2 protein-coding genes and 1 pseudogene are annotated in these 2,215 nt (G+C 73.1%); all 3 read right to left on the bottom strand.

The features are described 5' to 3' along the window. On the bottom strand, window positions 1-521 hold a 521-nt coding region (locus VB737_RS06585), incomplete at its 3' end, for a vWA domain-containing protein (protein ID WP_500312138.1). A gap of 3 nt (window positions 522-524) precedes the next feature. Further along, window positions 525-1,880, bottom strand: a complete 1,356-nt coding sequence (locus VB737_RS06580; protein WP_500312136.1) for a protein kinase domain-containing protein — start codon at window positions 1,878-1,880, stop codon at window positions 525-527. Beyond that, window positions 1,877-2,215: pseudogene (locus tag VB737_RS06575) on the bottom strand (FHA domain-containing protein); the annotation flags it as partial. The pseudogene VB737_RS06575 and the gene VB737_RS06580, both read right to left, overlap by 4 nt.

Here is a 2,215-nt window from a genome sequence, read left to right as displayed (position 1 = left end):
AACCACTCCAGCACGTCGAACAGGCGGTCGTGGCGCACCCGCAGCACCGGGTCGCTCTCGATCACCACCGTCAGCACGCTCAACACGATCGCCACCAGCAGCACCACGTCGAAGCTCTTGCCGGCGGCGAAGTCATCGGTGGGCTGGCCGTCGGAGATCAGCACCAGCACCGGCGGCAGCGCGCGCACCTCCATCGGCGGGGTCTGGAGCGCCGCCGCCACCAGCTGCAGCGCGGCCCCCATCGCCGTGATGCCGCCCGCCTGCAGATCGCGCCACTCGAGCTGGTCCACCGGCGTGGGGGTCTCGATGTGCCAGGCGGCACGGTCGGCAAAACTCACAGCCCGCACCAGCACCCGGGCCTCCGGGTTGTCCCGGGCGACCGCCGCCATGCCCGGCAGCGACTGGCGGATGGCCTGGTTGAGGGCCTGCATCTTGCCCGAGGCGGCCATGGAGCCGGAGCAGTCGCAGAGGTAGAGGAAATGGAGCGGCCGGTTGGCCAGCTTGACGTCGGGAAACGGCATCGCTCAGGCGGCGGGGGCTGGCGGGGTGGGGCGCTGCACGGCGATCGGACCCGATGGGGTGAGGATCCGGGTGAGTGCCGCGAGGCTACAGCTCTCGCCAGGCGCCACCGTCCAGCTGCGGCCATCGGCGGCCTCGGCGCTCCAGGCGGCGGCCGAGAGATTGCACAGCCCCAGCCGACGGGGCTCCTGGGGATGGGCCACCACCCGGGCGAGTGGCCGGCGCAGATCCTCCCCGGCCAGGGCATCGAAGTGGTGGGGGTGGAGCTCGTTGTCCGGGGCGGCCAGCACCGGCCCCCGGGGCAGGGCCAGGGTGATCGGCTCGGGAAGGGGGCTGCCGCAGCTCCAGCACAGCGCCGGCGCGCCTGCGGCCTGGAAGTTCTCCTGGCCGCAGGCGGGGCAGAGGCTGCGTTGATCGAGGGTGCGGGCCAGCTCCTGCTTCCACTGGCCGGTGAGGGCGCGGCGCGAGGGCTGCTTCATGCCGCGGCAGAAGGTCTGCTCGAACAGGGCCTGTAGGGGGCGGGGGTAGATGGGCCAGGTGATCAGGGCGGCCGCATGCTCGATCGGGTCGGGCCGGTTGCGGGCGTCCACCGGATCGAAGATGAACACCGGGTCCTCGCCGCAGAGGCGCCGGCGGGCCGGCTCATCGAGGCAGCGGATCGCCAGCTCCATCTGGCCCTTGAGGGGGTCGTGGCGGGTGAGCAGCCGGAACAGCAGCACCGCCAGGGAAAAGAGGTCGCTGTCGGCCCCTGGCCGGGCCTGCCCCAGCAGCACCTCCGGGGCCATGAAGCCCGGGGTGCCCAGCACGGCGCCCGGCTCGGCCCCGTCCACCGCGACGTTGTCGTTGTCGCAGATGAGGATGCCGCCGTCGCCGGGCTCCAGGAAGAGGTTGCCCAGGGAGACGTCCTTGTAGCAGAGGCCCGCCAGGTGCAGGGCGTGGAAGGCGTCGGCCAGGCCGAAGCAGGCCCGCAGCACCTGGCGCAGGCCGATCGCCAGCCGGCCGGCGGCATGCTCGCTGGCCCCCACGTAGGCGGCGGGCCGCAGGGACATCAGATAGCCGAAGCTTTCCTCGCGGATGCGGATCAGGGGCCGGCTGGCGGGGCTGGCCCGCAGCAGGGCGATCGGCCAGAGGAAGGCGTCGTTCGGCGCGGTCGAGCGGATGCTGGCCGCCAGACGCCGCTCCAGGCCGCCGTCGCGGGCGATGCAGGCCGGCAGATACCACTTCAGGGCCAGCCGCTCCCCCTCCAGCTCCACCTCGTACACCTGGCCCTGGGTGCCGCCCCCGAGGCCGCGGACGATCCGCAGCGGGGCGGCCAGCCCCTCGAAGCCGAGGCTGGCGCCCTCCGGCAGGATCCAGTTCATGGCCGCCTCCCGGCCGGCGCCGCCGCCACCATCGCCCGGCGGATGCCGTTGCGGTGCGCCAGGGCCGTCGCCAGGCTGTCGAAGCGGTGCCGGTAGGCCAGGCCGTCCTGGAGCGTCACCTCCAGCAGATGCTCCCAGCGGGAGCCCAGCACGATCCAGCCCGCCAGCGCCGTCGCCTGCAGTGGCCAGAACAGCCAGGGGAAGGGAAGCAGCAGCAGTCCGCCCAGGCAGAGCAGCAGCCACCAGCTGAAGGCCTGGGGATGGCGCCGGCGGCTGCGGACATAGGCCGAACGGATCAGATCCAGGGGCAGGGAGCGGCCGGCGAAATCCAGCCG

The organism is Synechococcus sp. BA-120 BA3, assembly GCF_034931285.1.
In the GTDB taxonomy this organism is placed as follows: domain Bacteria; phylum Cyanobacteriota; class Cyanobacteriia; order PCC-6307; family Cyanobiaceae; genus Cyanobium.
Note: the sequence above shows the minus strand (reverse complement) of the source record. Positions and strands in the feature narration are given on the sequence as shown.

What these genes read in the sequence shown, in the direction of transcription:
- VB737_RS06580 (WP_500312136.1), bottom strand. Translation starts at nt 1,880, where the DNA reads ATGAACTGGATCCTGCCGGAGGGCGCCAGCCTCGGCTTCGAGGGGCTG.